Source organism: Glycomyces sp. NPDC048151 (genome assembly GCF_043202775.1).
In the GTDB taxonomy this organism is placed as follows: domain Bacteria; phylum Actinomycetota; class Actinomycetes; order Mycobacteriales; family Micromonosporaceae; genus Glycomyces.
Window position 1 is genome coordinate 557,587 of sequence record NZ_JBIDBB010000002.1, and the last position, 25,558, is coordinate 583,144.

A 25,558-nucleotide genomic window follows, 5' to 3' on the forward strand; every position below is an offset into this window, starting at 1 on the left:
CAAGCGCAGTATGCAAGGGGGCGGGCCTGTGGGCCCGCCCCCTTCTCGCTGCTGCGTCAGGCGCTCCCCCACTCGCCGGAGGCCCTGCGGGAGCGGCGGACCATGAGCCAGCCGACCAGGGCGGCGGTGAGGGCGATCGCGCCGAGGGCGGCGTAGAGCATCCCGGAGCCGCCTGTCACCGGCAGCGCCCCGTCAGGCTCGGAGGGGGAGGATCCCGAGGGGCCGGGGTCGGACGGGTCGCCGGAGCCGCTCGGGTCGGGGCTCGGCGAGGGGCCCGGGGGCGTGCCGGTGTTGGTGACGGCGCATTCGATGTCGTCGCCGACCATGACCTGCACGATCTGCGAGGTGCCGTCGCCGGACGGCAGGGACGGGTCGGCCTCGCCGTTGTTGGTGCACGACCAGGACTGCGTGTACGTGGAGAGGTCGGTGCCGCCCTCGGCGGTCTCGGCGAACGTGTAGTCGCGTCCGCCGAGCGCGGCGAGGACCGTCTGCGGCTCGATGGAAGCGGAGTCGCCGCCTTCAGTGGAGGCCTCGCCGATCGCTTCGCCTGATTCGTCCTCGATGGACAGGGCGAAGGAGTCGGCGTCGTCGGTCTTGTCCTCGACGGTCTTGGTCATGCCCACTTTCGCGGTGAGGATGCCGAACGCGACGCCCTGCACCGCGTTCGCGGTGCGGTCGAGGAAGCCGATCGTGGCCGTGGTGGGGGCGACCGAGTAGAGGAGGATCTCGTCGACCGGGAGGCCCCCGGCGGTGTCGCCCTTGCACGTGACCGAGGTCGTGCCGAGGCCCGAGAGCTCCTGGCCGCACGCGGGCTGCGCGTCGGGCATCGTCGCGCGGGCCAGCTCCTCGATGGGCTGGTCGGACGAGAACGTCAGGCCCTCTTGGCGGTTGGTGGTCTCGGCGTCGGCCATGACGATGCCGTAGCCGTCGACGGCGGTCCCGGAGGGACCGGTGACGACCAGGTCCTCGATGGTCAGCGTGCCGAGGTCGCCCGAGGCGCCCGTGCCGCCGTCGACCTGCTGGTAGAGCGCGGGCTTGCCGGGCGTGCCGGTGTAGACGGTGTTGCCGATCGGGGCCTTGGCGTAGGTGGGGAACGCGGTCGCCTTGAGCGTGCGGTAGCCGTTGGCCCCCGGCTCGACCTTGAACGTGAACGACATCGTGTAGTCGGGCGTCAGCTCGATCTCCATCGGCTGCCCGGCGTCGGACATCGCGGTGGCCTGGTCGAAGCCGGTCATGTCGATCCAGCAGATCGTGTTGGCGTAGTCGCCGCCCGATCCGTACCCGCACCCTGTGGTCTGCGCCGCCGCCGGAGTCCCGAAGAGGGTCCCGGCCGCGACGACGGCGAACGCCGCCGCCAGTCTGGCAAGAGTCTGCACTGTGAATGTCCCTGCGTGATCGCTGGAGAAACTGGAGATACCGAGACGCGAAAAGTCGCTTTTGTCTGATCGGTCCAGTGAGCATAAGGGACAGGGCAGGCCACAGGGACGAACGACGGGCCGCCCGAAGGCGGCCCGTCTCAGCTCGCGGCGGTTCAGGCCGCGAGGTACTGCTCGAGGTCGTCGAGGATCATCCCGGCGGCGGTGACGCCGATGCCGGTCATCCACACCTCGTCGTCCACGTTGTGGGCCTTGCCCTCCTGGACCGCCGGGATCGACTGCCACAGCTCCCCGCCGGTGTACTCGGCGAGCATCGTCTCGCCGTCGGCGCCGTACGCGCAGTAGAAGACGACGTCGCCGCCGACGGAGTCGAGCTCCTCGGCCGAGACCTCACCGAAGCGCTTGTCCTCGGCGTCGGCCAGGAGCTGCAGCTCGGGCCGGGCCAGGCCCGTGTCGCCGACGACGATGCCGGAGAAGGAGTCCGGGCCGTAGACGCGGATCTGGTCGGGCATGAAGCGCACGATGCTCACCTCGGTGGCGACCGCGTCGCCGAGGGACGCGCCGAAGTCGGCCGCGCGGGTCTCGTAGTCGGCGAGGAGCTGCTTCGCCTCCTCGCCCTTGCCGAGCGCGTCGCCGTCGAGGAGGAAGTTCTCCTTCCAGGTGAGGCCGACCAGCTCGGTGAACACGGTCGGGGCGATCGCGTTCAGCTCGTCGTAGAACGCCTCCTGGCGGAACTTCGATCCGAGGATCAGGTCGGGCTCGAGGGCCTCGATCGCCTCGAGGTCGGGTTCGGCGGTGGTGCCGACCACGGTGACTCCGGAGAGGTCGCCGAGGTAGCCGGGCAGTTCGGTCTCGCTCGCGCGGGCCGCGCCGATCGGGGTGACGCCGAGCGAGAGCGCGGTGTCGATCTTGTCGGTGTCGAGGACGACGACACGCTGCGGGTCCGCGGGGATCTCGGTCGAGCCCATCGCGTGCTCGATGGTCCGGGTCTCGCCCTCGGCGTCGTTGCGTTCGGCGGCGGGGTCAGAGGTCCCGCACGCGGCCAGCGCGACCGCGCAGGCCGAGGCGAGGCCTGCGGCCAGGAGTGCTCTTCTCATTTCGGGTTCCTTTCGTGAGCAGGAGGTAGATGAGGTAGACGCCGCCGAGTGCGGCGGTGAGGACTCCTGCGGGCATCTGGTAGTCGCCGAACGCGGTGCGGCCCAGCCAGTCCGCGAGGACGAGGAGGACGGCGCCGGTGAGGGCCGAGGCGAGGAGGGGCGGGCGGGAGGTGCGGGCGAGGCGGCGGGCGATCTGGGGTGCGGCGAGGGCGACGAATTCGACGGCGCCGACCTGGGCGACGGCGGCGGAGGCGAGGACGACGCCGAGGACGGCGAGGCCGAGGCGCTGGCCGGTGACGCGGACGCCGATGCCGGTGGCGGTGGGGTCGTCGAGGTCGGTGGTGTCGAGGGCGCGCTGGGCCCAGACGAGGGCGGGGAGGGCGAGGAGGAGGAAGACGGCGAGGAAGGCGGCTTCGTTCCAGCCGCGTCCGGCGAGGGTGCCGATGAGCCAGATCTGGGCGCGCTGGGCGTCGATGGCGTCGGCGGCGAGCAGGAGGATCTGGGTGCCGGATTTGAGGAGGACGGCGACGGCGACGCCCGCGAGGACGAAGCGGGGCGCGGAGAGCGAGCCGCGGTTGGCGACGAGGAGGACGATCGCGGCGGCGGCGAGGCCGCCGGTGAGGGCGGCTGGGGCGAGGAGCGCGTAGGAGAGTCCGGCGGTGAGGGCGAAGGTGGCGGCGAGTCCGGCTCCGGCGGTGACGCCGATGATGTCGGGGCTGGCGAGGGGGTTGCGGGCGACGGACTGGATGAGGGCGCCGGCGATGCCGAGGGCGGCTCCGGCGGCGACGGCGAGGACGGTGCGGGGCAGGCGGAGGACCTCGATGGTGCGGTCGTATCCGGTTTGGCCGGTGAGGGTGGCGATGGTGTCGGCGAAGGTGATGTAGGTGTCGCCCAGGCAGAGTGCGGCGGTGACGGCGCCGAGGAGGGCGATGAGGAGGAGTGCCGAGACGGCGGCGCTGCGGCGGTGGAGGGTGACGGAGAGGCCGCCGGAGCGGAGGACGGTGCGGCCGGGGAGCGGCGGTGCGGCAGGCTCGCCCGGGTCGGCCGTGCGGCGCGGTTCCTGGCGGATGTCGTTGCGGCTCATGCGGTCACCGTCCAGCCGGGTCGAACGAGCGGGGCGTAGCAGCTGTGGCCGGGCCCCGCTGGCGACAGGCCGGTGCCGGTCGCGGTCCGCGCCTGGGCGGCTGTCTCAGTGCGGCTCATGCGGTGACCGTCCTTGCGCGCCGTACCAATGCGATGAGGAGCGGGGCGCCGATGACGGCGCAGATGATGCCCGCGGGGGCTTCGCCGGGGACGATGAGGCGGCCGATGACGTCGGCGGTGAGGAGCATGCAGGGGCCGAGCATGAGGCTCAGGGCGATCTGGCTGCGGTGGGCCGCGCCGACGGCCCAGCGGGCGAGGTGCGGGATGGCGAGGCCGATGAAGCCGATCGGTCCGGCGGCGGCCACGGCGGCGCCGGTGAGGAGGGCCACCGTGGAGGCGGCGGCGGCGCGGGTGAGGCCGACGCGGTGGCCGAGTCCGGCTGCGGCTTCGGCGCCGAGCTGGAGGCCGTCGAGGCCGCGGGCGGCGAGGAGCGCGAGTGCGATGCCGCCCAGGAGGAACGGGGCCATGCCCCAGGCGACGTCGGCGCCGCGTCCGGCGAGGGAGCCGACGGCCCAGAAGCGGTACTGGTCGAAGGAGTGCACGTCGGTGGCGAGGACGGCGTAGACCATCGCGGAGAGGCTGGCGTCGAGGGCGGCGCCGCAGAGGGCGTAGGTGACGGTGCCGCCGCCGGTGTTGCGGGCGGCGACCGTGGAGACGGCGTAGCCGACGAGTCCGGCCAGGAGCGCCCCGGCGATGCCGAGCCACACGTACTGGCCGATGCCGGTGAGGCCGAGGACGCTGAGGCCGATGACGACGCCGAGGCTGGCGCCCGCGGCGACACCGAAGATGCGTGGGTCGGCGAGGGGGTTGCGGGTGAGGGTCTGCATGAGGACCCCGGCGACGGCGAGTCCGGCCCCGGCGAGGAGGCCGACCGCGGTGCGGGGGACGCGCTGCTCCCAGACGACGGCGGCGGCGATCGGGTCGGCGCGGGTGAGGCCGCCCCAGAGCTCGGCGGGGGTGAGGTCGCGGGCGCCGAGGGCGAGCGAGGCGATCACGATGAGGCCCAAGGCGATCGCCGCTGCGGCGATGACGAGTGCGCGCCCGCGCGCGGTCCGGGCGGGGCGCGGTCGCGGGAGGTGCGGGCGGGCGGGGAAGGGCACGCCCTAGAGCATAGGCGAGCCTAACCTAATGGGGAAGCGTCGCGTGCGGAATGTGACTTGCGCGCGCGAGACCCCAGGTCATTCGGGGTACCGGATGCCTTCGGCGACGGCCTTGACCGCTTCGAACCCCTTGCGCTCGAAGGGGTCGCGCACCTCGACGGCGAGGCCGGGCTCGATGAGGCGGGCGATCTCGCGCTCGCTCGCGAAGCCGTCGTCGCCGAAGGCGCTCGGGCTCCAGTCGTCGCCGCGCTCGTGGTACTCGACGAGGAACTCCTTGAGCGCTTCGAGGTCTTTGAGGCGGGGCGCGCGCATGACCTGGACCTGGAGGTCGACGCGCCAGGAGCCGGGCTCGATCTCGGTCTCCCAGACCCGCTGCGTGCAGTCGACGCCCTCCCACTCGGTCACGAAGTCGGAGGGCGCGCCGAGGTCCTCGGGCAGGTAGGTGAGGGCGAGGCCGTCGAGGCGCGATTCGGTGCCGCTGATCGTCATGCCGCGATCGTACCCATTCGTCCGCCCGCGAAACCGGACTTCGGTGGCGAGTGCGCCGGTTCGCCAGATGTCCGCATAGGGATGATTTCGTAAGTTTGTAGTGTCCGGTAGGTAAAAGATGGTTTCACCCCTTGCGTGATCACGACATCCCATGATTCGATGATTCGCAGGAGATCGACGCATGTACGTGCGCCGCTCCGCCTGTCCCCCTTCGCAACGGCCACTCCCCCATCTGGAGCTCGCATGCCTGCAGTCAAACGCGCCCTGAAACGCGCCGTCGCCGTCGCGGCGGCCGCCGCCGTCACGGTCGCCGCCATGCTCGTCCTCGACACCGCCCCCGCCCAGGCCGTCCGGCCCCCAGGCATCCCCTCGCTCTCGACCGCGCAGTCCGAGCTCAACGCGCTCACCGTCCGCAACGAGGCGAACGGCGACACCTACGACCGCGACCTCTTCCCGCACTGGAAGTCCGTGAGCGGCACCGGAAGCTGCACCGCCCGCCAGTACATCCTCAAGCGCGACGGCCAGAACGTCGTCACCTCCGACGGCTGCCAGCCCACCTCCGGGCGCTGGCAGTCCGACTTCGACAACGTCTGGACCACCTCGGTCTCCAACGCCACCATCGACCACGTCGTGGCCCTCTCCGAGGCCTGGGCCTCCGGCGCCAGCTCGTGGACGACCGCCCGGCGCCAGGCCTTCGCCAACGACATCAACTCCCCGCAGCTGTGGATCGCCACCACGTCGATCAACTCCACCAAGGGCGACAAGGACCCCGCCGAGTGGCTGCCGCCGAACACCGCGGTGCGCTGCGACTACGTCAAGGCGTGGACCCACGTCAAGTACCTCTACGGCCTCTCCGTGAACTCCGCGGAGAAGACCGCGATCCAGTCGGCCCTGAACACCTACTGCTAGACGACGCGAACGGCGGCCCTCTCGCGATCGAGAGGGCCGCCGTTCCGTACGCCTAAGCGGTCGCCAGCGCGATCAATCCCGTCAGGACCGCGAGCCCGCAGGCCACCAGGCCCAGGATCAGCCCCGTGGTCGCCACGCCCTTGCCCGAGACGCCGCCGTGGGCGGCCCGGATCTGGCGCTTCGCGTACACCGCGAGCGAGACCGAGCCGATGCCGAACAGCGCCGCCGACATGAAGAACGTGAGACCGGCCCAAGGACTGAAGACCGCGCTGATCAGGCCCGGGATCGCGCCGCAGACGCCCGCGATCCCGGCCACCAGCGAACCGGCGGCCGGGCCCGAGGGGATCGGCTTGAGCCGCGGCAGCACGAGGTAGAAGCCGTCGACCATGGCAGGTGCGGGGACTGCCATCGGCTGCCAGACGGGCTGCTGCATCGGCTGCATCGGATAGGGGTGCTGGTACTGCGGCTGCGCGTAGCCGTGGACCGGCGGTGCGGGCGGCGCCTGGGGAGGCGGCGGCTGCATGTGGGGCTGGTACGGGTCCTGCGCGGTCACGCCACCAGACTAGCCGCCCCGAAGGGATCTCGCGACTTCGGAGAAGTACTCGTCGACCTCCTTGGTGTCGTACCCGCGCATCGCGAGCTGGAAGCCGAGATCCTTGAGGGATTCCGGGTGCGGAGGCGCGCCTGCCTCGGTGGCTTTCCTGATCCGGGCCACGGCGCGGTCGACTTGGGCTCGGTCGTATCCGCGGAAACGGACAGAGAAGAAGGGGTTCTCCATACGTCACAGTCTGCCAGGTCTACGCCACTGAGTGGGATCGCCCTGCCCTTCATCAAATTTCGACGGTCATAACAACTCGTAACGGCCACAAGTTAAGTGAGGAAACGTCTCACCCATTTCATTTGATGCCGAATTGTCCGTGCAAAAGGTGCGACCAATGCCGTGGCGGCGTCGGCGTCGGCCTCCGAGACCGCACCCGGGGCGAAAGCCGCCGCGTTCACCAGACGCGGCAGAGCGCCGATGTCCGCCTTCAGCGCCGCGAGCCGCACCGCCGCCTCCTCCGCGTTCGCATGACCGGGAACCTTCACGCCCGCCCGCGCGGCCTCGGCCAGCACCTCCGCCCAGGCCCCCGCGACCCGCTCGGCGGGCGTCCCCTTCCGGAGCCTGCGCCTGCGCCGCAGCGCCCGCCGCGCCTTGAACACGAGCGGGACGCATGCCAGCAGCAGCGCGCCCGCCGCGTACAAGACCCAGCGCGGGACCCCCGCGTCCTCCTGCCCGGCCTGGTCGTTGAAGTCGCCGTCCTGCTCCAGCGCCTCGTCGTTGAAGTCCTCGGCCTCGCCCCCGCCGCCCCCGGCCTCCTCGGGGCTCGGCGTCTCCTCCTCCATCTTCTCCAGGGTCTCCTCCGGCGGGACCGGGGCGACCCCGGCGGCCGGCATCGGATCGAACCGGACCCAGCCCGGCCCGTCGAACGCGACCTCCGGCCAGGCCTGGCCCTGCGCCGCCGTCACCGTGCTCGCACCCGAGGGCACGTCGAAGCCGACCACGACCCGCGTCGGCAGGCCGACGAGGCGGCCGATCACCGCGTACGCGGCCGCGAAATGCTCGCTGGTGCCGCGCTGGCCGCCCGCGTTCACCGGGCTGGCGAGGAAGAACCCGAGCGCGGGCAGGTCGTGCCCTGACGGCGCCTCGGCGTCGAACGCGTAGTGCTGCGAGAGGAAGTCCGCGAGCCCTTGGGCCCGTTCGTAAGGCGTGTCGTAGGTGGCGTTGATGTACTCGGCGATCGTCGCCATGATCTCGGGGGTGCCGGGCGGGACGGCGACCGTGGTGATGTCGGAGAGGTCGGGGCGGGCCGACTCGGCCCCGGCCGGGTCGTTCGCCACGAGCGCGGAGTCGACGTGGAAGCTCGTGCCGGTGGCGAGGCCGTCCGGGGTGAGCAGGCATTTCGTGTAGAGGTTCACGGCGATCGGCAGGTCGGTGACGGTCGCGGGGTCGGCGGGCGCGGGCACGAGCTTCCCGCCGAGCTCGATGATCTCGACGTCGGCCGAGTAGGTGGCCTCGCCCGCGCCGGGGACCACGGTGCCCGCGGTGCGGAAGTCGCCGGTGGCCTGCCAGGTCGTGCCGTCGTACTCGGTGAGCACGGCCAGGCGCATCCACGCGTCGGCGCTCGTGTCGGCCTTGAACAGCTCCTGCTCGGGGTACTTCGCCCACTCGGCGATGCGCACGAGCGGGTTGAGGTCGATGTCGGTGAGCTCCGGCGGCTCCACGTACTCGCGCGGGTCGCCGGGGCTGGAGGTGACGAGCCGGGCGGCGGCCGGGCCGAGGACCGCGACGGCCGCGAGCAGCACGGTGGTGGTGACGACCGCGCCCATGAGCGCGGGCGTGCGCGACGGCGCTTCCCCGTCCACCGTGGCGTCGCGGTCGGGCCTGCGTTCGGGCGGCGCGGCGGTCACCGCCAGCGCCGCGGCGGCGAGGACGCAGAATGCGATCGCGTACAGCGGGGCGGAGTCGGCGTTCGGGCCGACGAGGTACAGCCCGGCGGCGTAGAGCAGGGTCGGCGGGAGGCAGCCGAGGAGCGTGCGGCCGTATCGGATCGCGAACTCGCACGAGAGCGTGGCGGCGAGCCAGGTGAGGAAGACCGGCACGATGATCGTGTCGGGGACCGGCTCGACAGGGATGAGCGCGGTGAGGGTGCGCGGCACGGCGTTGACGAGCGCGTCGACGATCGTGACGCCGAGCGGGTCGGTGCCGTCGCTGGTGAACCAGATCGCGGCGAGGAGGTACGCGGCGAGGCCGGTTGCCGAGACGCCGGGCGCGAGGAACGACGGCTTGTTGCGCAGCGCGAAGCCGATCGCGAACGCGCCGAACGCGGCCCCGGCGACCAGCAGCAGGAGCAGCTGGCCGTGGTAGACGCGGGCGGCGACAGTGCCCGCGACCAGGCACATGAGGGTGAGGCAGGCGGCGACGGCGGCGACGCGGAGGCGGTACCGGGTGCGTCTGGCGTTCTGGGCGTTCACAGTCGGGTGCCGCCGTTGTTCCAGGCCGCGGCGAACTGCTCGCCGTCGGCGGCGCGGATCGTGGGCACGCCCCCGGCGAGCGACGCGGACGTGGGCAGGCCGGGTGCGAGGTGCACGGCGATCACCGTCGGGTAGGCGCGCTTGAGGGTCGCGAGGCGGTCGGTGGGCGGCTCGGTCCCGGTGATCCACACGAGCGTGTCGCCGTAGCGGGCGGCGGTGAGGCGGGAGACGTACGCGCCCAAGGAGTCCGAGGCGTTCGGGGCGAGCTCGGCGAGGAGGTCGCCGTAGGAGTCGCGCCCGGCCCCGGAGACGACCGCGCCCGAGGCGGGCACGAGCGCAGCGTGGTACTCGGCGCGGAAGCACGCGGTGAGGACGGAGTAGGCGGCCTCGCAGGCGGCCTCGAAGGGGTCCGGATGCGGCCAGCTTTCGGCGCGGTCGTCGATGGCGATGGCGACGGTGGGCAGCGAGGTGTCGAGGTGCTCCTTCACCATGAGCTTGCCGATGCGCGCGGAGGTGCGCCAGTGGACGTGGCGCAGCTCGTCGCCGATCACGTACTCGCGCAAGGCGTGGAAGGTGAGCGAGCCCTGCTCGACCTTGTCGGCGGTGCCTTCGAGGGAGCGGGCGAGGCCGTCGGGGGTGCGGCCGAGCTGGTGCAGGCGCGGGTGGATCCACAGGCGGGCGGTGCCGCCGAAGTTCCCGGCGGTCGCGGCCAGCCCGAGGAGGTCGCGTTTGCCGATGCTCAGGGGCCCGGCGTCGATCACGCCGCGCCGGTCCGTGCGGATCGGGTAGCTCGCCCCGGCGCTCTTGCCCGGGCGCAGGCGCGCGAGCGGCACGGCGACGCGGCGGGTCTCCAGGCCCGTCCCGCCGTAGGCGTCGACGGCGCGGGCGTTCACCGAGCGCCAGCGGGCGGCGTTGCGCACGTTCAGGTGGACATGGGCGTCGTCCCCCACCGAGACCCGGTCAGGCGTGACCCGGCGTTCGACTTCGAGGCGCGGCCTCGCGGCGATCACCGAACCCGCTGCGACGCAGGCGAGTGCGGCGGCCGCGCCGATCGTGGCGAACTCCGGGTAGCCCCAGACCCAACCGGCGGCGAGGAGCGCGGCGGCCGCAATGGCAAGGGCGACACCGCGACCGGTGACCGGGACGGCGAGCGCGAGGTTCGCGACGCGCTTCACACGGCTATGACCAGCCAAAATGGACTTTTCGGCCTCGCCCGGTCCGGCTCCGGCGGCCCGACCGGACTCGCTCATGCCGCCGAGGCCGGCAGCGGCACGGGGACCTGGTCGAAGGCGTCCGCGACGATCTGCGCGCCGGTCGTGCCGCGCATGGCGGCGTCGGGCGCGAGCTGGATGCGGTGCGCGAATACCGGCCCGGCGAGGGCCTTCACGTCCTCGGGGATGATGTACGTGCGGCCCTGCGAGAGCGCGAACACGCTTGCGGCCCTGGTCAACGCGATGAGACCGCGCGGGCTGACGCCGACGGCGACCTGCGGGTGGTTGCGGGTCGCGTTCGCGAGCTGCACGAGGTACGCGTACAGCGGCTCGGCGATGTAGACGTTCTTGGCCATCTCCGCCATCTGCGCGACCGTGTCGGTGTCGACCACGGGCGACAGGTGCTCGGGGCTGCGCTGGTGCGTGCCGCGCAGGACCTCGATCTCGGCGGCCTCCACGGGGTAGCCGACCGAGAGCTTCACGAGGAAGCGGTCGAGCTGGGCCTCCGGGAGGCGGTAGGTGCCGTCCATCTCGACGGGGTTCTGCGTGGCGACCACGAGGAACGGCTGCGGGACCTGGTGCGGGCTGCCGTCCACGGTGACCCGGCCTTCCTCCATGACCTCGAGGAGGGCGGACTGGGTTTTCGGGCTGGCCCGGTTGATCTCGTCGGCGATCACGATGTTCGCGAAGACCGGGCCGGGGTGGAACTCGAAGGCCCCGCTGGCCTGGTTGAAGATCGTCACGCCCGAGACGTCGGACGGCAGCAGGTCCGGCGTGAACTGGATCCGCCGCCACTGGCCGTTCACGGCCGCCGCGATGGTGCGGGCCATGGTGGTCTTGCCGGTGCCGGGCACGTCTTCGAGCAGGATGTGGCCCTGCGCGAACATCGCGGTCAGCGCCAGGCGCACGACCTCGGGCTTGCCGAGCACGACCGTGTCGACCGCCGAGGCGAGCGCCTCGAAGGTCGCGGCGAACTGCTCGGCCTGCGCGGCGCCCAGCTGGACCGGCTGCTGCAGGCGCCTAGGCACTTGCAGCGGGTGGGTCTGCGAGGTGTCGTGCATGGGTCTTCTTTCTCATCAGCAGGCGACCAGGTCGCCGGTCGAGTTCTTTCCCTCGCCGTCGAGGTTGTACCAGACGAACGGGATGAACGCTCTTTCGTTGTCGCCGTAATTGACTCGGATCCACTTGTTCGAGGCGTCCTTGCCCGGGTGGTAGTCGTGATAGCCGTCGGTCTCATCGCCGCGCGGCGGGATGGTGGTCCCGCCGGTGGTCCAGCACTTGGCGGTCAGGGCCTTGCCGGTGTTGACGTAGCCGAGGTGCGTGCCGCCGCCCGGTTCGCTGCGGATGGAGACGCCGTTGGCGCCACCGCCGTCGGCGTTCGGTGTGTCGCAGTAGTTGGTGCTCTGCTCAGAGCAGCCGAAGTACACAGAGCCGTTGATGTTCTTGGTGTTGGTCTGCTGGGTCGCGGTGTCCACTGCGCCAACGGGGTTCGTGATCTCGACGTGCCAGATGTACTCGGTCGACGAGTAGTACTTGGTCGAGGTGATCGACCCGTCGCACGGTTCCTTGGTGTCGGGGACTTCCTCGTTGTACGGGTGCCGGAAGAGCTGGCAGGTGGCGTCGCCGCCGCCGTCGTCGAAGGTGAAGTCGATCGTCATGTAGTGGGTGTCGCTCGACCAGCCGGTGATGGTCGCCTGCGGCGCGACCATGGTGTTCGACGTGGTCGTGGCCGGTTCGGACTCGCCCGCCTCGTTGACGGCGACCACCGAGACCGGGACCTCCTCGCCGTTGCTGAATCCGGAGACTCGGGCGGTGGTCGTGTTGCCGGCGACCTCGACGGTCTGCGTCCCGGCCCGCACGATGTAGCTGGTGATGTCGCGGCCGTTGTTGGACGGCTGCTGCCAGGTCACGTCGATCGCCCCGGCTGCGTCCGAAGCAGTCTCGGCCAGAAGCTCGCTGGGAGCGTCGGGGACGTTGAACGGCGTCACCGAGTTCGACTGCGGGGAGGGCGCTGAAGCTGCGGCTCCGGCGAGGGTGGTCACCTGGAAGACGTAGCCGGTCCCGTAGTCAAGGGCTCCTTCGGGAACGGTGAACGTGGTCGAGTCGGACTGGCCGACCACGGTCTGTCCTCCTGGTCCGATGGCCTCGACCTGGTAGCCGCTGACCTCGTTGCCCTGACCGTTGGCCTCGTCCCACTTGACCGTGACGGTGCCGTCGTTGTTGGCGGTGGCCTCGACGCTGCCGACAGGGTCGGGGACCTCGGCCGAAGGCGTGATCGACGGCGAGGTGGCGCTGTCGCCCTGGCCCTCGGCGTTGTGGGCGGTCACGGTGAAGGTGTACGGCGTGCCGTTCTCGAGGTCGCCGATCTCCAGGACGCGCTGGTCCGGGGCGATCTCCCAGGTGCCGCCCGCGCCTTCGATCGTGTACTTCGTGAGCGCGGAGCCGTTGTTGGGCGCGGCGTCCCACGAGAGGTTGATGAGGCCGTCGCCGACGGTGCCGCGCAGGTTGGTGACCGCGCCGGGCGGGCCGATCTGCGGGGCGGACTCCTCGCTGCCGTCCTCGTCGCCTTCGTCGCCGTTCGCTTCCTCGTCCTCGGGCGGGACGTTGCCGCCGAGGATGTCGTCGCGGTCCTTCTCGGCGCTGCGGGCATTGCCGTCGGAGGAGACGACGACGGCCGCGTTCGTGTTGACCGCGTTCGCGAAGAGCGTGTCGCCGGTGTGGTACATCTCGACCGGGCCGCCGCCCGCGTCGATCTCGATGCGGTCGAGCTCCTTGCCTTCGAGGTCGTAGACCCAGACGAGGCCCGAAGCGCCGTCCGGCACGTAGATGCGCTGGTGGAACTCGACGGAGGCGCCGAGGAGGTTCGACGAGGCGGCGGAGATCGCGAAGGAGGTCGCCTGCTCGTCGTTGACGGTGACGACCGACGGCGGGTCGGTCACGGTGACCGAGGCGATGGTGCCGGGGCTCGTGTCGGCCGTCTCGGCGGGACCGGCGAGCTCGACGTCGGTCACGGACTTGCGGCCGTCCGCGCGGAGGGTCGTCATCTGCTTCGCGGTCGAGTTGAGCACGGCCACGCCGTCACCGAGGACGGTGAGCGCCAGTTCCTGGCGGGGCTCGGCCACGACCTCGGTCTTGACGGTCTTCGCGCCTTCGTCCTTCGGCTCGATCTGGACGATCGTGCCTTCGCGGGGGACGCCGACCCAGAGCTTCCCGCCCGAGTCGAACGCGCCGCCGGTGAGCCCGGCGGGGAACTGGAGGGGGTCGCCGATCGCGGTGAGCGTGCTCGGGTCGACCTGGTTGACCAGGCCCTGGGTCTGGTCGATGATGAACGCGCCCTCGTCGGCGAGCGCGAGCCGCACGCCTTCGCCGGGGGCCGTCTCGGCGTTGCCGGTGAGTTCGAGGGTGGAGAGGTCGATCGCGGAGACCTTGCCGGAGGCGATCTCGCGAAGGAGGAGGTGCGAGTCGGTCTGGACGATCTGGACTTCGTTCCCGGCGGCGTCGGTGAGGGGGAACCGGACGTCGGTGGCGGCGGTGAGGCCGTTGACGCGGGCGATCTCGCCGGCCGGGGTGGTCCACAGCCAGAGACTCTCGTCCTGGAGGTCCGAGTCGCGGCTGAACGCGCCGGTGCCGAGGAGGGTGGCGACGAGCGCGCCGACGAGCACCACAGGCAGGCCTACCGCGATGAGCAGGCCCTTGACGTTGAGGCGTCGGGCGTCGACGTTGCGAGTGGTCATAAGGGGGAAATCCTCTGCGGGGTCAGCTATGCCGGTTGTGGGGCGCGAGCGCCAGAAGGGCCCCTGGTGCCTCGGGGAGCGGCACACGAACCCGAGCCTAATTCATCGGCGCAATGAGGACCAGGCTGCCATTGTCACAGGAAGGTATCGGTCCGGGGTGGGCCAAAGTGGCCTGAGTCGGTCAGGCTACCGACACGTACAGGCAGGACAAACAGCCCGTGAAAACGCAAAGGGGCGGTGCGCTGGGCGCACCGCCTTCGTCGTCTGCCAGTGTTCGCTTTCTCGGCGACCTCGTGCGGGCCGCCGACACCTGTCTATCCATGGCCGTCCGCTAGGCGGCCTCGCCGAGTTCGAGGATGCCTCCGCGGCGGGAGCGCGCGACGCCTGCCAGCGTCAGGATCTCCTGGGCCACATGCGCCTCGGCGAGCTCGCCGGGGGTGTAGACCGGGGCGTCCATGCCCGCCGTCGCCTCGCGGACCGCGAGCTGCGACTGGGTGAGCTTGCCGGACGCGGCGATCACCGGGAGGCCGAGGCCGCGCAGGTGCTGCGCGCCGTAGCGGGCTCCGGCGGCGTCGGCCGCGGCGAGGACCACGCCGTCGACGAGCTCGCGCACGAGCGGGTGCTCCAGGAGCGCGGAGGTCTCGGCCTGGAGGATGCCGTCGGCGATCTCCATGACCACGGCGTCGACGTCGTGCGCGGCGGCGTGGTGGTAGAGCGTCTGGGCGAGCTCGGCGAGCTCGGGCACCGGGATGCCCGCGGTGGTGGGGTAGCCGCCGTCGGTGAAGTCGGCGGCGACGACCGCGCCGGAGTCGCGGAACATCCAGGGGTCGCCCCCGGCGCCGGTCCCGGTGATCTTGATGCCCGCGACGCGGCGGCCGCCGCGCGAGAGGCCGCGGATCACGCTGGCGGCGGTGGTGGACTTCCCGGCGTTCATGGAGGTGCCGACGACGCAGACCACGGGCGGGTGGTCGCCGAGGCCGAACGGCGCGAGCACGCTGTAGCGGCGCAGGTCGATCGGCACGCCTTCGCGGTCGGCGAGGATGCCCAGGGGCTCCAGCCGGGTCGGCGGGCGCATGTCGCCGTGGCGGGAGAGGACCTCGCCCGCGACGCCGCCCGCGGCGACCAGGTCGACGGAGGTGCCGAGGACCTCGGGCACGCGCGACTCGTACTGGTCGGGCGCGTAGCGCTCGCCGAAGGCCAGGAGGATCTCGTCTCCGGGGTAGATGGCGGCCTTGCGGCCGGTGCCGAGCTCGAGCCAGTTGTGGTGGCCGATCGCGTCAACCCTCGCGGCCAGGATGTGGCCGGGTCGCGGCGCGCATCCGTCGACGAGGGTCAGCCCGGGGGTCGTCAGGTCGACGTTCCGGACCGCGTAGGCGACTTTCAGCCGCGAAGCGAGCTCAGCAGAGAACTCACGAATGCGCATGCACACTCCAAAAAGGACAATAAGGGTCAGCGGGGTACACCCGCCTGAATGGAAGTACACCAGTGGTGCAGAACGTGACCACGGTGGTTTAGCGCAACGATCGCTGCGCTGTTGATGGACGAATATTACGGCCTGTGGTCAGGCTTGTAAAGAGTGGATCAGGTAAAACTGCGGCGGCGCCGGAGTGAATCTCCGACGCCGCCGCAATTCAGGCCTCTACCTGCGAGAACTCACAGTTCGCGGGCCCTCCCGGCGACGTCTCCGATGACGATGACGGACGGGTGGTGCGCTTCGGTGACGCCGAGGTCGCCGAGGGCGCACTGGCGGACGGTCTGGTTCTTCGTGGTCGCGTTCTCGACGATGCGCACCGGGGTCTCGGGGGCGCGGCCGCCCTCGATGAGCGCGGCGGCGATGGCGGCGCGGTTCTTGACGGCCATGAGCAGCACGATCGTCCCGTTTCCGGCGCCGAGCGCGTGCCAGTTGACCTTGCTCTGCGGGCCGGGCGGCACGTGGCCGGTGGCGACGGTGAAGTCGTGGACTATGCCGCGCTCGGTCACGGGGACCCCGGCGGCGGCCGGACCGGCGATGGAGGAGGAGAGGCCCGGGACGACCTCGACGGGCACCCCGGCTTCGAGGCACGCGTCGAGCTCCTCGGCGCCGCGGCCGAAGACGAACCCGTCGCCGCCCTTGAGGCGCACGACGAACTTGCCTTCGAGGGCGCGTTCGACCATGACGGCGTTGATCTGCTCCTGCGTGGTGTGCCGTCCGTACGGGAGCTTCGCGGCGTCGACGATCTCGACGTCCTCGCCGAGCATGTCGAGCAGCTCCTGCGGGGCGAGGCGGTCGGAGACGACCACTTCGGCCTGGCGGAGCAGTTCGAGCCCGCGGAGGGTGATGAGGTCGGCGTCGCCTGGTCCGGCGCCGACGAGGGCGACCCCCGCGGGACGGACGTGGCGGTTGCGGGGCGCCTCGATCTCGCCGGTGCGCAGGCCCGCGGCGACGGCGTCGCGGACGGCGGCGGCGCGGCGCGGGTCGCCTGAGGCGGAGACGGCGACGGAGACGCCGTCGAACTCGGCGTGCGCGAGGGTCCAGGCGTCGGAGGCCTCGGCGTCGTCGGCGCGGACGCACCAGGTGCGGCGGGCCTCGGCCTCGGCGGCGACGGATGCGTTCACGTCGGGCGAGTCGGTGGCGGCGAGCACGAACCAGGCGTCGTCGCCGTCGCCCGAGCGCCACTCGCGCCGCTCCCACTGGATCTCCCCGGCGGCGGCGTAGTCCGAGAGCGTGGTGGTGGCCTCGGGGGCGACCAGCAAAACGCGGGCGCCCGCGGCCAGCAGGCGGGGGACCCGGCGCCCGGCGATGGAACCGCCGCCGACGACGAGCACCGACTTGCCCTGCAGCCGCAGACCGATCTCGTAGACCGACACGTGTGCCTCCTCCAGCACTCCCAGTTAAGACTCGACAAGCGTATGCGGATTTCATCGCAGGCATCTAACCGGCGGATTGCGAGCCTGTTACGCGAAACCCGCGATGCGGGACTGGCCAGAGTTATGCGAGCACCTAATACATTCGGCGCCTTCAGGAAAGCAATGCCAGGGGTCGTGAGTTTTTTCACCTTGCGGCCATCCGTGTGCCCTAGGCTGGATATATGCGCGATCGACCCCGCCAGCACCGTGTGCCCGGACTGTCCGCACACGGGAGCGACGAACCCGGACCATCCGCCGAAGGCGTCTACGCCCTGTTGCGCACGAGTCTGCTCGCCGGACTCGCCATCGCCGCACTGGTGTTCCCGCTCGCCGCCATGGCGGGCTTGAGCGCGAAAGCCGGGTTCGACTCGATCGACACGCTCTCGGTGGCCGTCACCGAGACCGACCCGCCGCTGACCTCGTACGTGTACGCGGCCGACGGCGAGACGCTCATCAGCCTCTTCTACGACGAGTTCCGCCGCCACGTCACGCTCGACGAGGTCTCGCCGCTCATGCAGCAGGCCATGGTCTCGGCCGAGGACTCCCGGTTCTACACGCACAACGGCGTCGACTACCGGGGCATCGTGCGCGCCATGGTCGCCAACAACTCGTCCGGCGGGGTCGAGCAGGGCGCCTCCACGATCACCATGCAGTACGTGCGCGGCGCGCTCCAGCTCAACGCCGAGACCATCGACGAGGTCATCGCCGCGACCGAGCAGACCGCCGTCCGCAAACTCCGCGAGGCCCGCCTCGCGATGGCCGTCGAAGAGCAGCTCACCAAGGACCAGATCCTCGAGCGCTACCTCAACCAGGCGTACTTCGGGCACAACGCGTACGGGATCTTCGCCGCCGCGCAGGTCTACTTCTCCAAGCACCCGTCCGAACTCAACCTGCAGGAGTCGGCCACGCTCGCCGGGCTCGTGCAGGCCCCGTCCGCGTACGACCCGATCACCTCCGACCAGACGCGGGCCCTGGAGCGCCGCAACTGGGTGCTCGACCGCATGGTCGACATCGACTACCTGTCGCGGGGCGACGCCACCGAGGTGCGCGGCCTGCCGATCGAACTCGACGTCTCCGACCCGCCGAACTCGTGCATCGGCGTCACCGGCACGCCCACCGAGTTCGGGTTCTTCTGCGACTACTTCCGCCGCTGGTGGCGCGAGCAGGACGCCTTCGGGGCGACCCCGGCCGAACGCGAGCGCGAACTGCGCCAAGGCGGGTACACCGTCATCACCACGCTCGACCCCGACCTGCAGAAGATGGCGAACAAGCACGTCCTCGACGGGAAGAGCGAGGAGTCGCGGCTCGCGCACGGGGCCGTGGTCATGGAGCCGGGCACCGGCAGGATCAAGGCCCTGGGCCTCAACCGCACCTTCTCCTACGACCAGAAGGAGAACGGACCGCACTCGAACCCGTCGTTCGACCGCAAGGGCAACTACCCGAACACGGTGAACCCGGTGCTCGGCGGCGGCGCCGAAGGCGGCTACCAGGCCGGTTCGACGTTCAAGATCTTCACGATGCTCGCCGCGCTCGACGCGGGCTACCCGCTGGACTACAACATCTACTCCCCCAACCGGGTCGCCACGAGCTTCGTCTCCGCGACCACGGCCTGCGGCGGCAGATGGTGCCCGAAGAACGGCTCGGCGTCGATGGCCGGCAACCGCGACATGTGGTCCGGGTTCGGGATGTCGGTGAACACGTACTTCGCGCAGCTCATCGACCGCGTCGGCGCCGACAAGGCGGTGGAGATGGCCGAGCGGATGGGCCTGCAGTGGAGGTCCGAGGGCGACGCGTACTACGCCTCGGAGGAGCGCCGCTCGGGCTGGGGGCCGTTCACGCTGGGCGTCTCCGACGTGCAGCCGATCGAGATGACGAACGTGTTCAACACGCTCGCCGCCGAAGGCCTGTACTGCGAGCCGATCCCGGCGATGCGCATCATCGACCCGGAGGGCCAGGAGCTCGACGCCGCGTCCCCGCGCTGCCACCAGGAACTGGACGCGGACGTGGCACGGGCCGCGACCGACGCGGCCCGGTGCGTCACCGAGACCGCCCGCAAGGGCGCGCAGTGCGGGTCCTGGGGGACCTCGAAAGTGGTGGGCGTCCTCGCCGGGCGGCCCGTGGCGGGCAAGTCCGGTACGACCGACGGCGACCGGGCCTCGTGGTTCCTGGGCTACACGCCGCAGCTGACCGTGGGGGCGTTCATGGCCGACCCGGACTACATCTTCAACCCGGTGGGCAAGTCGAACTCGACGGTCTCGAAGGAGACCGCGGGGAAGATCTTCAGGGACGCCTTGAAGGGCGTGGAGGAGGTCAAGTTCAAACCCCCGTCACGCGACATCATGTACGGGGACTAGCGTCCTCGGACTCGGCGGCCTCCGGTGCCTCATCGGGGGCCGCTTCGCTTTCCGCCTCGTCGAGGTCGCGGCGCTCGCGGCGGGCGAGCACGACCCAGCCGACCGGGACCATCGCGGCGAACAGCGCCCACTGGACGGCGTACGAGTAGTTCTGCCAGTCCTTGAACGAGGGCGTCTCCAGGGCGGTGAAGCCCTCGGCCGGTTCGACGTCGGCGATCCACGCCGAGCGCAGCTCGTAGTCGAGGTGCGGGCCGAGCAGGTCGACGCTCAGGCGGCGCGACTCCAGGTGCCCGTCGACCTCGCTGACACCGCCGCTGGCCTCCTCGTACTCGTAGACGCGGCCGGTCACGGTGACCTCGCCTTCGGGCGCGGCCGGGTAGTCGGGGACGCTGCCGGTGTTCTCCGAGGCGACGAACCCGCGGTCGACGAGGATCGCGGTGCCGTCCGCCAGGACCAGGGGCGTGACGATCTCGAAGCCGTTGAGGCTGCTGTTCGTCTGGGCGCGCAGCACGATCTCGTGCTCGGTGTCGTAGACCCCGGTGGCCTCCACGAGGGTCCAGCGCACGTCCGCGTCGAGCCCCTCCCCGGCGGGCAGGGTCGCGTCGAGCGGCGCCGACTCACGGCTGTGTTCGATGACCTCGTTCGCGGCCGCGCGCTCGACCGCCCGGCCCCACTGCCACTGGGAGAGCAGCACGCACACGACCATCACGACCAGGCCCGCCAGGCTCAGCAGGAGCCAGCGCGGAGCGAGGACGAATCGGTATCGCTGCATCACGCCGCCGAGTGTAGACCCGGCATAGGATTGCGCCTCATGAGCGATGTAGTGAATGCGGTGCGCGCCGCCATGCCTGCCGTGCGCGCCGATCTGGAGGCCCTCGTCAAGATCCCGGCGATCGCCTTCGAAGGACTCGACCACGAGCCGGTCCGACAGGGTGCGAACGCCGTCCAGCGGCTGCTCGAGGAGGCCGGCGCCGCCGAGGTCCGGCAGCTCTCCCACGGCGGCGGGCAGCCGAGCGTGTACGCGCACTTCCCCGCGCCCGCGGGGCAGCCGACGGTGCTGCTGTACGCCCACCAGGACGTCCAGCCGGTCGGCGACCTCGCGAAGTGGGAGCAGCCCGACCCGTTCACCGTGGTGGAGAAGGACGGGCGGCTCTACGGGCGGGGCGTCGCCGACGACAAGGCCGGGGTGATGGCGCACGTCGCCGCGCTGCGCGCCTTCGGCGGGAAGCCGCCGGTGGGCGTGAAGCTCCTCATCGAGGGCGAGGAGGAGTTCGGCTCGCCGACGCTCGAGGGGCTGCTGCGCGAGCACAAGGCGCTCCTGGCCGCCGACGTGGTGGTCATCGCGGACTCGACGAACTGGCGGACCGAGGTCCCGGCGCTGACGACGACGCTGCGCGGCGTGATCAACGTGTACGTGGAGGTCGCGGTCCTCAAGGGCGCGGTGCACTCCGGCATGTACGGCGGTCCGGTCCCGGACGCGCTGACCGCGCTGGCGCGGCTGGTGGCGACGCTCCATGACGACAGCGGCGATGTCGCGGTCGCGGGCCTGGTGACGGGCCGCGGGAGCGAGCTGGACTACGACGAGGCGGCGCTGCGCCGCGAGGCGGGGATGCTGCCGGGCACGGAGTTCATCGGCACGGGAAGGCTGACCGAGCGGCTGTGGTCGAAGCCGACGGCGACGGTGCTCGGCATCGACGCGCCGGGCGCGGCGGAGTCGGCGAACGCGCTGCAGCCGTCGGCGCGGGCGAAGGTCTCGTTCCGGCTCGCCGCGGGCGATTCGGCCGCGAACGCGCTCAAGGCCGTCGAGGAGCACTTCCTGGCGAACGCGCCGTGGGGCGCCGAGGTGACGGTGACTCCTGAAGGGGGCCTTGGGGACCCGTGCGCGATCGACGCGACCGGCCCTTCGTACGACGCCGCGCGGGCGGCGTTCGCGGAGGCCTGGGGCGGCACTGCGCCCGTCGAGATCGGCGTGGGCGGTTCGATCCCGATGATCGCGACGTTCCAGGAGCTGTTCCCGGAGGCCGCGATCCTGGTGACGGGTGTCGAGGACCAGCACTCGAACCCGCACGGCCCCAACGAGTCCCTCGACATCGCGATGTTCGAGCGGGTCTGCACGGCCGAGGCGCTGCTGCTGGAGAAGCTCAAGCGTTAGCGGCGGCGAAGCGGGCCGGTCCTCAGTGGACCGGTCCGCTTCCGTGTGTCTAGAACCCTTCGCGGACCTTCTTGAGGACCTTCGCGAGCGGGTCGCCGGAGGCCTGGAAGGCCGTGCGGTAGGAGTTCGCGGCGGCCTTGGCCTCGGCGGCGATCGAGGCGTCCTTGTCGTCCTCGCGCTTCGGGTACTCCCCGGCGAGGTACTCGCGGTACTCGCCGTCGTCGATCCAGGTCTTGATCGCGGCGGCGCGCGCGACGGCGAAGTCGTGGCTGCGCTGCTCCAGGAGCATGAGCTTGAGGAACGAGTCGCGCAGGTCCCCGCCGGTCTCGAACTCCTTGGCCTGCTCCAGGAACGCGGCGGTGTCCACGTCGTGCAGGTCGCCGCCGCCCGCGAGCTTGGCCATGACGCGGATCGCGGCGGCCGGGTCCTGCACGGCCAGCGCCCCGGCGCGGTCGGCCGACAGCTCGGACTTGCGGGCCCACTCGTAGAGCGCGGCGGTGATGACGCGCAGGCCGACGACGCCGACGGGGATCCACGCGACGGAGGTGGTCAGCCGCACCAGGACCATGAGGAGGGTGCGGTAGAGGCCGTGGCCGGAGAGGGCGTGGCCGAGCTCGTGCGCGAGCAGGAACCGCAGTTCGGCGTCGTCGAGGAGTTCGATCGAGCCGGAGTTGATGACGACGACGGGCTTGTCGATGCCGATGCACATGCCGCCGAGGTCGGGGTCGCGGGTGATGTACAGCTCCGGCAGGTCCGCGGCGTCGAGCACGGCGCCGACCTGCTGGTACGCCTCGTAGACGCGGGAGTACTGGTGGCGGTCGACGCGGATCGCCGAGCCCATGAGGCTCAGGCGCAGGGCCCGCTCGGAGATCATGCCGGAGACCTTGCGGAGGACGACGTCGAAGCCGCGCAGCTCGCGCAGGGCGACGAGCGCGCCCCGGTCGGCGGGGTGCTCCCAGGCCCGGGTCGATATGCCGCGCAGGAGGACCGGCCCGCGAGCCTGGTCCCTGGTCTCGACCGGACCGCCTTCGGCCGGTGACTGGTCGTCGCTCATGCCCGCTCCTCACGGTTGGCTCTGGTGCAAGTGTGGCACGCCGACGCCACATGTGACATCACCGCGCGAACCCCACGCCTCCAAGCCCATCCGCGCCGCGACCCTGCCGCGGTGTCGGATTTCACCCGGGAAGTCCGCAAGGGCCCCAAGCAGTCAGGACGCATAGCGGGCATTGCCGCCCACAAGGGGGCGAGATAACGAATCGGCGTCAACACGCCGCACGGCGCTTGACACCTTCGCCCGCAACGACTACTCATTGATACGGGTCAGCAATTCCGGGGCGTCGTGGAGAATCGTTTGGGGTGTTCTTGCGACGCCCCGTATCCATGCCCTCTTCTGGGCTCCCGGGTCCCTCGATCGGCCGGTCTCCAGGTATTCTTGCGCTGGCGCGGCGCCCTGTGCGGCCCGCCCGGCGCCCGTAGCTCAGCTGGATAGAGCACTGGACTTCTAATCCAATGGTCGCAGGTTCGAATCCTGCCGGGCGCGCCCAAGCCCTAGAAGCCGTCGTAGCCCTCTTCGCGGTATTTCACGCCTTCGACGCCTTCGATGGTCCTGAGATGCACCGTGAGTTCGTCGACCTGGCCGCGGCCGGTGAGGACGAAGTCGGTGGTCCGTTCGACGCCGTGGCCGTCCTCGCCCTGTATCTCGGCGACTTTGAACCCTTCCTCGGTGCATCTGGCGAGCGCGGCGGCGAGCGCGGCGGAGCTGGTGTAGCGGATCTGGAGGCGGCCCGCGTGCTTGGCGTGGCGGGCGATGACGTCTTCGACGGGCGCGAGTCCGGCGACGACGACGAGCTGGGCGACGGCGACCGCGACCGCGGCCCAGTAGAGCCCTGCGCCGCAGGCGAGCGCCATGGCGGTGGTGGACCAGATCGAGGCGGCGGTGGTCATGCCGTGGACGATGTTGCGGTTGAAGAAGATGACGCCCGCGCCGAGGAAGCCGATGCCGGTGACGACCTGGGCGGCGATGCGTGCGGGGTCGGTGCCGGGGGTGCCGGGGACGGACTCGGGGAAGCCGTAGCGGCCGGCGAGGACGAACAGGCAGGTGCCGATCGCGATGAGGCCGTGGGTGCGCATGCCGGCGGGTTTGCCCTGCCATTCGCGTTCGGCGCCGACGGCAAGGCCGAGCAGCAGCGCGAGCCCGAGCGGTCCGAGGTAGATCCATGCGTCCATAGGGACCAGGGGTACCCGGATATGCGCTTGCCGAACCCCGGATCAGGCGAGGAGGTCGGTCTCCCAGCCGTGTTCGCCCTGGCCGGGGCCTTTCTCGCCCTTGACGAGGCGGTAGTGCTCGGCGGCCATGGCGTCGTCGCCGAGCTTGTCGCCGAGGACGTCGAGCCAGTCGCCGGGGGCGATCTGGGTGGCGTAGGCGGCCATGGCCGCGCGCTTCTTCGCGGGGTCGCCGGTGACGCACGCGTCGATCTGGTCGTCGGGGACGCCGAAGGGCAGGTCCTCGACGCGGGCGACGTCGGCGAAGGGGTTGTCGCTGGCGCCCTTGAACGCGTCGAACTGGGCTTCGATGATGCTGCGGGGCATGGTGGTCCAGTAGATCTTGCGGATCTCGCAGGCGGGGCCGAGGTCGGGCCGCCACCGGGGGTCGGCGGCGAGGGCGGCGGCGCGCATGGCGACGCGGTGGGCCTGGATGTGGTCGGGGTGGCCGTAGAAGCCGTCGGGGTCGTAGGTGACGAGGACGTCGGGGGCGCGGTCGCGGACGACGGCGACGAGGTCGGCGGCGGCCTCGTCGAGGTCGGCGCCCCAGAACGCGCGCGGGTGGGCGTTCGAGGGCAGGCCCATCATGCCGGAGTCGCGGTAGCGGGCGACGCCGCCGAGGAAGTGCGTGTCGGTGACGCCGAGGGCGGCGGTGGCCTGCCGGTACTCCCAGTAGCGGTAGCCGCCGAGCTGGTCGGCCTCGGTCGCGGCGAGCCCGGCGAGGTGCGGGACGCGGACCTCGCCCTCCTCGCCGAGGGTGCAGGTGACGACGGTGACGTGCGCGTCGGCGCGGGCGGCGTAGTGGGCGACGGTGGCGCCGGTGCCGACGGTCTCGTCGTCGGGGTGGGCGTGGACGAAGAGAAGACCGCGTGCGCTCATGGCCCAAGACTAACGAGCACTCGCGCAACATCCACCACAGTGGTGCCATCGAGGCAAACTTTGCAATCTACAGTCCCAGCAAGAGAAAAGCTCGTAATTGTGATGTACCCCATGGACTTACGTCACAGGTTCGGGGATATCCTGCGCTGATGACCACGACCGAAGACAGTGCCGTCTCGTCGCCGAGGGCCGCCATCAAGGCGCGGAACCTGCGGATCGACAACTGGCGGCGGGGCCCGATCCTGACGGTGCTCGGCATCACCGTGTGGGTCGCCTACGCGACGTTCCGCGTCTTCTACCAGGGCGACTACTGGGTCGCCGACTACCACTACCTGACGCCGTTCTACTCCCCGTGCGTCTCCGAGGGCTGCGTCCCCGAATCCGCCCACTTCGGACGGTTCCTCCCCGACCACCCGCTGATCCCCTACGCCGCCTTGAGCCTGCCGTTCCTGCTGGCGTTCCGGCTCACCTGCTACTACTACCGCAAGGCCTACTACCGGTCGTTCTGGCTCTCGCCGCCCGCGTGCGCCGTCCCCGACGGGCACCCGAAGTACACCGGCGAGACCCGCTTCCCGCTGATCCTGCAGAACTTCCACCGGTACTTCTTCTACCTCGCGTTCGCGATCTCGCTGGTCAACACCTGGGACGCGGTCCTGGCCATGCACTCCCCCGACGGGTTCGGCCTCGGCCTGGGGAACCTGGTCCTGTGGGCGAACGTGGTGCTGCTGTGGTGCTACACGCTCGGGTGCCACTCCTGCCGCCACGTCATGGGCGGGCGGCTCAAGCACTTCTCGAAGCACCCGGTCCGGTACCGGTTCTGGGTGATGTCCAGCGCGCTCAACGCCCGCCACATGATGTGGGCGTGGATCACGCTGGCGTCGCTGGCGCTCACCGACCTGTACGTCATGGCCGTCGCCGCCGGCTGGATCACCGACCTCCGGTTCGTAGGCTAAG

At 71.0% G+C, this 25,558-nt stretch carries 22 protein-coding genes and 1 tRNA gene; 5 read left to right on the top strand and 18 right to left on the bottom strand.

The features are described from left to right. Positions 1-56 precede the first annotated feature (56 nt). The 6 genes from ACGGCP_RS06050 to ACGGCP_RS06075 all read right to left on the bottom strand — a co-directional run bounded on the left by ACGGCP_RS06050 (position 57) and on the right by ACGGCP_RS06075 (position 5,205). Positions 57-1,376, bottom strand: coding sequence for a CshA/CshB family fibrillar adhesin-related protein (locus tag ACGGCP_RS06050; RefSeq protein ID WP_392961705.1), 1,320 nt, complete (start codon positions 1,374-1,376; stop codon positions 57-59). A gap of 155 nt (positions 1,377-1,531) precedes the next feature. Beyond that, positions 1,532-2,473: an ABC transporter substrate-binding protein gene (locus ACGGCP_RS06055; RefSeq protein WP_392961708.1), complete on the bottom strand. Its 942-nt coding sequence runs from the start codon at positions 2,471-2,473 to the stop codon at positions 1,532-1,534. Further along, entirely contained in the window at positions 2,400-3,557 is a 1,158-nt protein-coding gene (locus tag ACGGCP_RS06060) for a FecCD family ABC transporter permease (RefSeq protein WP_392961710.1), read from the bottom strand. The genes ACGGCP_RS06055 and ACGGCP_RS06060 overlap by 74 nt, the downstream gene beginning before the upstream one ends. Beyond that, on the bottom strand, positions 3,554-3,676 hold the full coding sequence (locus ACGGCP_RS06065) for a hypothetical protein (RefSeq protein WP_392961712.1): 123 nt from the start codon (positions 3,674-3,676) through the stop codon (positions 3,554-3,556). The genes ACGGCP_RS06060 and ACGGCP_RS06065 overlap by 4 nt, the downstream gene beginning before the upstream one ends. Next, positions 3,673-4,716: a FecCD family ABC transporter permease gene (locus ACGGCP_RS06070; protein WP_392961713.1), complete on the bottom strand. Its 1,044-nt coding sequence runs from the start codon at positions 4,714-4,716 to the stop codon at positions 3,673-3,675. Before ACGGCP_RS06070 ends, ACGGCP_RS06065 begins: the two co-directional genes overlap by 4 nt. Before the next feature lie 78 nt (positions 4,717-4,794). Next, entirely contained in the window at positions 4,795-5,205 is a 411-nt protein-coding gene (locus ACGGCP_RS06075; protein WP_392961716.1) for a hypothetical protein, read from the bottom strand. 243 nt (positions 5,206-5,448) lie between these two features. Here ACGGCP_RS06075 and ACGGCP_RS06080 point away from each other — a divergent pair, with 243 nt between their 5' ends. Beyond that, a complete protein-coding gene (locus ACGGCP_RS06080; RefSeq protein ID WP_392961718.1) occupies positions 5,449-6,114 on the top strand; it encodes an HNH endonuclease family protein in 666 nt (221 codons plus the stop codon). Between the two features lie 52 nt (positions 6,115-6,166). Here ACGGCP_RS06080 and ACGGCP_RS06085 read toward each other — a convergent pair whose 3' ends face one another. From ACGGCP_RS06085 to cobA, 8 genes are all read right to left on the bottom strand, one after another. Then, the gene (locus tag ACGGCP_RS06085) at positions 6,167-6,667 is read right to left on the bottom strand and encodes a hypothetical protein (protein WP_392961720.1); all 501 of its coding nucleotides are present in this window, start codon (positions 6,665-6,667) and stop codon (positions 6,167-6,169) included. 9 nt (positions 6,668-6,676) lie between these two features. Next, complete coding sequence (locus tag ACGGCP_RS06090; protein ID WP_392961722.1) at positions 6,677-6,892, bottom strand: DivIVA domain-containing protein; 216 nt, start codon at positions 6,890-6,892, stop codon at positions 6,677-6,679. Between the two features lie 92 nt (positions 6,893-6,984). Beyond that, complete coding sequence (locus tag ACGGCP_RS06095; RefSeq protein ID WP_392961724.1) at positions 6,985-9,126, bottom strand: DUF3488 and transglutaminase-like domain-containing protein; 2,142 nt, start codon at positions 9,124-9,126, stop codon at positions 6,985-6,987. Continuing rightward, a complete protein-coding gene (locus tag ACGGCP_RS06100) occupies positions 9,123-10,376 on the bottom strand; it encodes a DUF58 domain-containing protein (protein ID WP_392961727.1) in 1,254 nt (417 codons plus the stop codon). The genes ACGGCP_RS06095 and ACGGCP_RS06100 overlap by 4 nt, the downstream gene beginning before the upstream one ends. Then, positions 10,373-11,398 carry an AAA family ATPase gene (locus ACGGCP_RS06105; protein ID WP_392961730.1) on the bottom strand — a complete coding sequence of 342 codons (1,026 nt, stop codon included), beginning with the start codon at positions 11,396-11,398 and terminating at the stop codon, positions 10,373-10,375. Before ACGGCP_RS06105 ends, ACGGCP_RS06100 begins: the two co-directional genes overlap by 4 nt. Before the next feature lie 15 nt (positions 11,399-11,413). Further along, positions 11,414-14,071 carry a fibronectin type III domain-containing protein gene (locus tag ACGGCP_RS06110; protein WP_392961733.1) on the bottom strand — a complete coding sequence of 886 codons (2,658 nt, stop codon included), beginning with the start codon at positions 14,069-14,071 and terminating at the stop codon, positions 11,414-11,416. A gap of 331 nt (positions 14,072-14,402) precedes the next feature. Continuing rightward, positions 14,403-15,494 carry a DUF1611 domain-containing protein gene (locus tag ACGGCP_RS06115; RefSeq protein WP_392961736.1) on the bottom strand — a complete coding sequence of 364 codons (1,092 nt, stop codon included), beginning with the start codon at positions 15,492-15,494 and terminating at the stop codon, positions 14,403-14,405. Positions 15,495-15,724: 230 nt separating this feature from the next. Next, positions 15,725-16,918: a uroporphyrinogen-III C-methyltransferase gene (gene cobA / locus ACGGCP_RS06120; RefSeq protein ID WP_392961739.1), complete on the bottom strand. Its 1,194-nt coding sequence runs from the start codon at positions 16,916-16,918 to the stop codon at positions 15,725-15,727. A gap of 221 nt (positions 16,919-17,139) precedes the next feature. Here cobA and ACGGCP_RS06125 point away from each other — a divergent pair, with 221 nt between their 5' ends. Continuing rightward, positions 17,140-19,311 carry a transglycosylase domain-containing protein gene (locus tag ACGGCP_RS06125; RefSeq protein WP_392961742.1) on the top strand — a complete coding sequence of 724 codons (2,172 nt, stop codon included), beginning with the start codon at positions 17,140-17,142 and terminating at the stop codon, positions 19,309-19,311. Here the strand turns inward: ACGGCP_RS06125 and ACGGCP_RS06130 are convergent. Then, complete coding sequence (locus ACGGCP_RS06130) at positions 19,295-20,083, bottom strand: SURF1 family protein (RefSeq protein ID WP_392962049.1); 789 nt, start codon at positions 20,081-20,083, stop codon at positions 19,295-19,297. The genes ACGGCP_RS06125 and ACGGCP_RS06130 overlap by 17 nt on opposite strands. Positions 20,084-20,122: 39 nt before the next feature. Here ACGGCP_RS06130 and ACGGCP_RS06135 point away from each other — a divergent pair, with 39 nt between their 5' ends. Then, on the top strand, positions 20,123-21,463 hold the full coding sequence (locus ACGGCP_RS06135; RefSeq protein ID WP_392961745.1) for a dipeptidase: 1,341 nt from the start codon (positions 20,123-20,125) through the stop codon (positions 21,461-21,463). Between the two features lie 49 nt (positions 21,464-21,512). Here ACGGCP_RS06135 and ACGGCP_RS06140 read toward each other — a convergent pair whose 3' ends face one another. Next, a complete protein-coding gene (locus ACGGCP_RS06140; RefSeq protein ID WP_392961748.1) occupies positions 21,513-22,517 on the bottom strand; it encodes a M48 family metallopeptidase in 1,005 nt (334 codons plus the stop codon). A gap of 412 nt (positions 22,518-22,929) precedes the next feature. On the opposite strand from ACGGCP_RS06140, the gene ACGGCP_RS06145 reads away from it, so the two are divergent. Continuing rightward, positions 22,930-23,003, top strand: a tRNA-Arg gene (locus tag ACGGCP_RS06145). Positions 23,004-23,011: 8 nt separating this feature from the next. Here the strand turns inward: ACGGCP_RS06145 and ACGGCP_RS06150 are convergent. Both ACGGCP_RS06150 and mshB read right to left on the bottom strand, forming a co-directional pair. After that, on the bottom strand, positions 23,012-23,689 hold the full coding sequence (locus ACGGCP_RS06150) for an MgtC/SapB family protein (RefSeq protein ID WP_392961751.1): 678 nt from the start codon (positions 23,687-23,689) through the stop codon (positions 23,012-23,014). Positions 23,690-23,731: 42 nt separating this feature from the next. Beyond that, positions 23,732-24,604, bottom strand: coding sequence for an N-acetyl-1-D-myo-inositol-2-amino-2-deoxy-alpha-D-glucopyranoside deacetylase (gene mshB / locus ACGGCP_RS06155; protein ID WP_392961754.1), 873 nt, complete (start codon positions 24,602-24,604; stop codon positions 23,732-23,734). A 149-nt stretch (positions 24,605-24,753) separates the two neighbouring features. Between mshB and ACGGCP_RS06160 the strand changes: the two genes are divergently transcribed. After that, positions 24,754-25,557: a hypothetical protein gene (locus ACGGCP_RS06160; RefSeq protein ID WP_392961757.1), complete on the top strand. Its 804-nt coding sequence runs from the start codon at positions 24,754-24,756 to the stop codon at positions 25,555-25,557. Position 25,558 lies beyond the last annotated feature (1 nt).

Bases quoted from the DNA above. Each gene is read 5' to 3' on its own strand.
- ACGGCP_RS06060 (WP_392961710.1), bottom strand. From the start codon at position 3,557: ATGAGCCGCAACGACATCCGCCAGGAACCGCGCCGCACGGCCGACCCG.
- ACGGCP_RS06110 (WP_392961733.1), bottom strand. From the start codon at position 14,071: ATGACCACTCGCAACGTCGACGCCCGACGCCTCAACGTCAAGGGCCTG.
- ACGGCP_RS06090 (WP_392961722.1), bottom strand. From the start codon at position 6,892: ATGGAGAACCCCTTCTTCTCTGTCCGTTTCCGCGGATACGACCGAGCC.
- ACGGCP_RS06100 (WP_392961727.1), bottom strand. From the start codon at position 10,376: ATGAGCGAGTCCGGTCGGGCCGCCGGAGCCGGACCGGGCGAGGCCGAA.
- ACGGCP_RS06140 (WP_392961748.1), bottom strand. From the start codon at position 22,517: ATGAGCGACGACCAGTCACCGGCCGAAGGCGGTCCGGTCGAGACCAGG.
- ACGGCP_RS06130 (WP_392962049.1), bottom strand. From the start codon at position 20,083: ATGCAGCGATACCGATTCGTCCTCGCTCCGCGCTGGCTCCTGCTGAGC.
- ACGGCP_RS06075 (WP_392961716.1), bottom strand. From the start codon at position 5,205: ATGACGATCAGCGGCACCGAATCGCGCCTCGACGGCCTCGCCCTCACC.
- ACGGCP_RS06115 (WP_392961736.1), bottom strand. From the start codon at position 15,494: ATGCGCATTCGTGAGTTCTCTGCTGAGCTCGCTTCGCGGCTGAAAGTC.
- ACGGCP_RS06105 (WP_392961730.1), bottom strand. From the start codon at position 11,398: ATGCACGACACCTCGCAGACCCACCCGCTGCAAGTGCCTAGGCGCCTG.
- ACGGCP_RS06150 (WP_392961751.1), bottom strand. From the start codon at position 23,689: ATGGACGCATGGATCTACCTCGGACCGCTCGGGCTCGCGCTGCTGCTC.
- mshB (WP_392961754.1), bottom strand. From the start codon at position 24,604: ATGAGCGCACGCGGTCTTCTCTTCGTCCACGCCCACCCCGACGACGAG.
- ACGGCP_RS06065 (WP_392961712.1), bottom strand. From the start codon at position 3,676: ATGAGCCGCACTGAGACAGCCGCCCAGGCGCGGACCGCGACCGGCACC.
- ACGGCP_RS06160 (WP_392961757.1), top strand. From the start codon at position 24,754: ATGACCACGACCGAAGACAGTGCCGTCTCGTCGCCGAGGGCCGCCATC.
- ACGGCP_RS06135 (WP_392961745.1), top strand. From the start codon at position 20,123: ATGAGCGATGTAGTGAATGCGGTGCGCGCCGCCATGCCTGCCGTGCGC.
- ACGGCP_RS06080 (WP_392961718.1), top strand. From the start codon at position 5,449: ATGCCTGCAGTCAAACGCGCCCTGAAACGCGCCGTCGCCGTCGCGGCG.
- ACGGCP_RS06055 (WP_392961708.1), bottom strand. From the start codon at position 2,473: ATGAGAAGAGCACTCCTGGCCGCAGGCCTCGCCTCGGCCTGCGCGGTC.
- ACGGCP_RS06125 (WP_392961742.1), top strand. From the start codon at position 17,140: ATGCGCGATCGACCCCGCCAGCACCGTGTGCCCGGACTGTCCGCACAC.